The sequence below is a fragment of the Streptomyces niveiscabiei genome (genome assembly GCF_001419795.1).
In the GTDB taxonomy this organism is placed as follows: Bacteria; Actinomycetota; Actinomycetes; order Streptomycetales; family Streptomycetaceae; genus Streptomyces; species Streptomyces niveiscabiei.
Genome location: NZ_LIRL01000376.1, coordinates 1 through 4,054, shown reverse-complemented (window position 1 = coordinate 4,054; position 4,054 = coordinate 1). Strand labels below are relative to the sequence as shown.

Here is a 4,054-nt window from a genome sequence, read left to right as displayed (position 1 = left end):
CGGCACCGCTGAAAACCCTCAGTAACTTGTCCGACGACGGAGCCTTGGTCGTCTCCGAGTTGGTGACCAACGTCGTGCGGCACACCCGCACCAAGGCCATCGTCATCGCCGTCACCCAGTCCGAGCCGGGCTGGGTGCGAGTGGCTGTCACGGACAAGTCCCATGCCATGCCCAAGCCCCGCACGGCCTCGAAGAACGATACGACGGGGCGCGGCTTGGCGGTCGTCGCCGCGTTCTCCACACGGTGGGGAATCGACGAACTGGCGGACACGAAACGCGTCTGGGCCGAGTGGCGCACGGGAGCCGAGCAGTGACGGGCCAGCCCCTGGTTGTCCTGCCGCGCCTCGACCAGCTCAACCCCCGGCAGCAGATGGAGATGGACTGTGCCCGGTGCGCTCGCCGGTTGGGGGCAAGCGGCGTTGTGTGGGGCGAGGTGCGCTACCTGGGCCTGATGTTCAGGCTCTGGGTCTGCGGGCCCCGTTGCCAGCTGAGTACGTCCGGCTCGCGGGCCGGCTGGGGGAGCGGGTGAGCGTGCACGTCTCGGCGTCGCAGCAGGACAGAGCGCTGATGGTGCTGGCCGCGCCGAGTCGGACGGAGGTCAAGGGACACCGGTTGCGGCCGGTCCAGAACCGGTTCACTGCCCAGGTCCGCACCAGTACATCGATGACGTGATCGCGGCCCACGCGGTTGTGCCCTGAACCCGGCCGCTTCCGGCGGCCTGAGACCGGCAGGGCCGCACAGCCCTGACCTTGCTTCTTCCGTCGCTTTCTGCGGGGACAGGACTCCGGATTTTCCTTTCGTCTCTTCGATCTATTCATGGGGGCTTGTGGTGGTTCAGAGCGAGAAAGAACGCGCGTTGAACGCGGACCTCGCCTGCGCGCATCATCATCTGCTGATCCTGCGGGAGCAGGAGATGAACCCGTGGCAGAAGGTGGCGCAGGCCGCGCGGCTTGCGCCCGAGTATCTGCACCGCGCGGTGTGGAAGGCAGAATGGCCGGTGCTGTCCCGGGGGGACCTGGCGGCTCTGTGCTACGCCACGGTGGAGGGGCGGCGGCTGGAGGCGGGCTTCATGCCGGAGAGCGGCCCGAATCTGGAACGGCGCGTGGCCGCTCTGTCCCCGCTGACCTCCACGGCACGGTGGACCTCGTCCTCACCTCACCCCCGTACGGCAGCTCCGTCCACGGGCAGGTCCGCTCCACCCGCGAGACCGGCGAACGCGGCGTCCTCAAACAGCACCACCGCTACGGCCACGACCGCGCCAACCTCGCCCACGTCTCCACCGACCAACTCCTCGACGCCTTCACCCAGATCCTCACCCAGTGCCGCACCATGCTCCGCCCCGGCGGCACCGCCGTCGTCACCACCCGCCCCTGGCGCGAACGCGGCGAACTCATCGACCTCCCCTCCGCCGTCCTCGCCGCCGGACAAGCCGCCGGCCTCACCCCCACCGAACGCTGCGTCGCCCTCCTCGCCGGCATCCGCGACAACCGCCTCGTCCCCCGACCCTCCTTCTTCCAGATGAAGAACACTCGCGACGCCCGCCGCACCGGCATCCCCCTCTCCGTCATTCAGCACGAAGACGTCCTCGTCTTCACCCGACCCGACACTCGCCCACCCCGCTGCCCGAACCGAGTCCGCACCTGCGTCAACGGACGTCACCGGGGCCGCCATGGACACCCCTCCTGACCCCTCAACACCCGTACGGGGTAGTGGGTTTGACGACGCTCACGAGACGGAGCGTCGATGGTCGTCGGTCACCCCCACACCCGAAGAAGCGGACGGAACGAGGGTGACCGTCGAATACGTCGTCGTCGAGGGCGAGGACGCTCAGATCCTGGTGCGACGCCAAGCGATCGCGATCCGCGGGGTACTGGCGTGGCTGCACGAGCACCCTGCGCGCGACGGAACCTGAGAGCCCTCGCCGAACACGGGAGGGACAGCACCGTGCCCCACAGTTCCCCAGGCGCTCCACCCTGGACCTCTTCGGTACCGGACCGGCCATGGTCCACGAGCACGATCCCGGACGTCTCCGCCATGCCGGTCAGCGTCCCCGTGGCCTGGCTCGGCCGTACGTCCATCGAAGACGCCCAGGACCCCACGCTGTCCCTCCCACGACAGTTGCGCAACGCCAGAGTCGCGCTCCCGCCGGGATGGGTGATCGTCGCCCACTTCTACGACGTCGAGTCCGGCCGCAAGGACCTGGACCAGCGCGGCCACTCCATCGCGCACCAGAGATTCCCCATCCCCATCTCACGCGACGGCAGCATCGCGGACCTCCTGGAAGAGGCCCAGCGTCCTGACCGCCGTTTCGCCGCCGTCATCTGCGAATCCATCGAACGCGTCGCCCGCCGCACCTACTTCGGCACGAAGATCGAGTACGAGCTGGAGCAAGCCGGCGTCGCCCTCTGCGCGGCCGACGAGCCGATCGTCACAGGCCGCCGCGCCAAACGCGCGACCCCCACGCTCACCCGACGCGTCAAGCAGGCCGTCTCCGAGTGGTACGTCCTCCAGATGCTGGAGCTGTCGTGGGACGGCTTCGTCGAACACACCCAGCAGGGTTGGAACACCGGCAAGCCTCCGTACGGATATCTAGCGGAGAAGGTCCCGCACCCCGTACCGGCACGACGGGCCGAAGGTCGTACGAAGCACCGCCTGATCCCGGACTCGGTCCGTAGCCCGACCGTCACCGTCATCTTCCAGCTCCGGGGGCTGTACAAGCTCGGTTACGACGCCATCGCGGACCGCCTCAACCTGGACCCGGCCACCCACCTGCCACCGGAACCGACCCGCCCCGAGGCCGCGCTCGGCTGCTGGAGCGGTTCGGCGGTCCGCGAGATCCTCAAGAACCCGAAGTACACCGGGTACCAGGTATGGAACCGACGAGCCACGAAGAAAGGCGGCCGTAACAACGACCCGAGGGACTGGGTGTGGTCACCGCACCCCACGCACGAACCCCTGGTCACCCGGGGGCTCTTCGACCTGGTCTCCACGATGCCGAAGCAGCGGCAGGGGTCCCGCAGCACACCGGGAAAGAACAGCCACCCGGCCACGCGACGCTCCTACACCCTGCGGTCGTACGTGAAGTGCACCCTGTGCGAGCGCAGGATGTTCGGGAAGACCCGGCACCAGATCCCGTACTTCGCCTGCGCACCGGACGCGAACGAACACAGCGGCAGACCGTGGTTCGCCGACCACTCCAAGAGCCTGTGGGTGAGGGAAGAGACCCTCCTCACCGCCGTCTCCGGCTTCTTCACCACCCGGATCTTCGGCCCGGACCGGCTCACACACCTCCGGGCCGCCGTCGAAACAGCGACCCGGACGGACGACTCGGCTGAGCGGCAGACGAGGGAGCGAGACGCGTTGCGAACCATCGCGGCTATCGAGAACCGTCAGAGCCGGCTCATCCAGGTACTCGCGGAAGGAACGGTCACCGACGACGCCGAGGCTCTGCTCGACCCTGCGGCGGAGAAGGAGTTCCGCGACGGGATCAGGAAAGAACACGCGAAGCTCGGAGCCCAGCGAAAAGCACTGTCGGAACAACTCGCCAGAACCAACGACACGGCATCACAGCCCACTCGGAACGACCCGCGCCTCCTTGAAGCGCTTCCCTTCATCGAGGTGGACCTCACACGCGTCCCGGAAGAGAAACAGCGCGAGCTCTACGACGCGTTCAATCTGGAAGTCCGCTACAGCCGCCCCACCGAAGAGATCACCCTGAGGGTGACGATCCCGGGCCATATGGTTGACGAACTGGCGGCCATCACCCGGAAGTTGGACCAGGGGAACAAAAAACCGGGCGCCAGCACAGAAGTGCTGGCGCCCGATCATGGCACCCGAGACGGGAAACCGGGACAAAAACCCCGATCGCGTTCCCATCCTCTGGGTGCCCCCGGCAGGATTCGAACCTGCGCACACGGCTCCGGAGGCCGTTGCTCTATCCCCTGAGCTACGGGGGCTTTGTCGGCGAGGTGTTGCTCGCGGCGACGGACAGAACACTACCAGCTCGGGTGGGGTGATCCCGAACGGGTTTGGGGGAGGGGGCGCACGTAGGGGG

General features: G+C 67.7%; 4 protein-coding genes, 1 tRNA gene and 2 pseudogenes. 4 read left to right on the top strand and 3 right to left on the bottom strand.

What is annotated here, in order from left to right; genetic code table 11:
- The 3 genes and pseudogenes from AOK24_RS18845 to AOK24_RS52300 all read left to right on the top strand — a co-directional run.
- The coding region (locus AOK24_RS18845) for an ATP-binding protein (RefSeq protein ID WP_338060942.1) at positions 1-314 on the top strand (314 nt) is incomplete at its 5' end.
- An 802-nt stretch (positions 315-1,116) separates the two neighbouring features.
- Positions 1,117-1,686, top strand: a pseudogene (locus AOK24_RS18835) (site-specific DNA-methyltransferase); the annotation flags it as partial.
- Positions 1,687-1,789: 103 nt separating this feature from the next.
- Positions 1,790-1,912 (top strand): hypothetical protein, encoded by a 123-nt coding sequence (locus AOK24_RS52300; protein WP_276206844.1) that lies wholly within the window; start codon positions 1,790-1,792, stop codon positions 1,910-1,912.
- A 338-nt stretch (positions 1,913-2,250) separates the two neighbouring features.
- Here AOK24_RS52300 and AOK24_RS50800 read toward each other — a convergent pair whose 3' ends face one another.
- Positions 2,251-2,547: a hypothetical protein gene (locus AOK24_RS50800; protein WP_240553997.1), complete on the bottom strand. Its 297-nt coding sequence runs from the start codon at positions 2,545-2,547 to the stop codon at positions 2,251-2,253.
- Between AOK24_RS50800 and AOK24_RS52750 the strand changes: the two are divergent.
- Positions 2,512-2,934: pseudogene (locus tag AOK24_RS52750) on the top strand (recombinase family protein); the annotation flags it as partial. The gene AOK24_RS50800 and the pseudogene AOK24_RS52750 sit on opposite strands and share 36 nt — an antisense overlap.
- A gap of 125 nt (positions 2,935-3,059) precedes the next feature.
- Here the strand turns inward: AOK24_RS52750 and AOK24_RS46050 are convergent.
- Complete coding sequence (locus AOK24_RS46050) at positions 3,060-3,200, bottom strand: hypothetical protein (protein ID WP_206191229.1); 141 nt, start codon at positions 3,198-3,200, stop codon at positions 3,060-3,062.
- A 684-nt stretch (positions 3,201-3,884) separates the two neighbouring features.
- Positions 3,885-3,956 (bottom strand) — tRNA-Arg (locus AOK24_RS18820).
- Positions 3,957-4,054 lie beyond the last annotated feature (98 nt).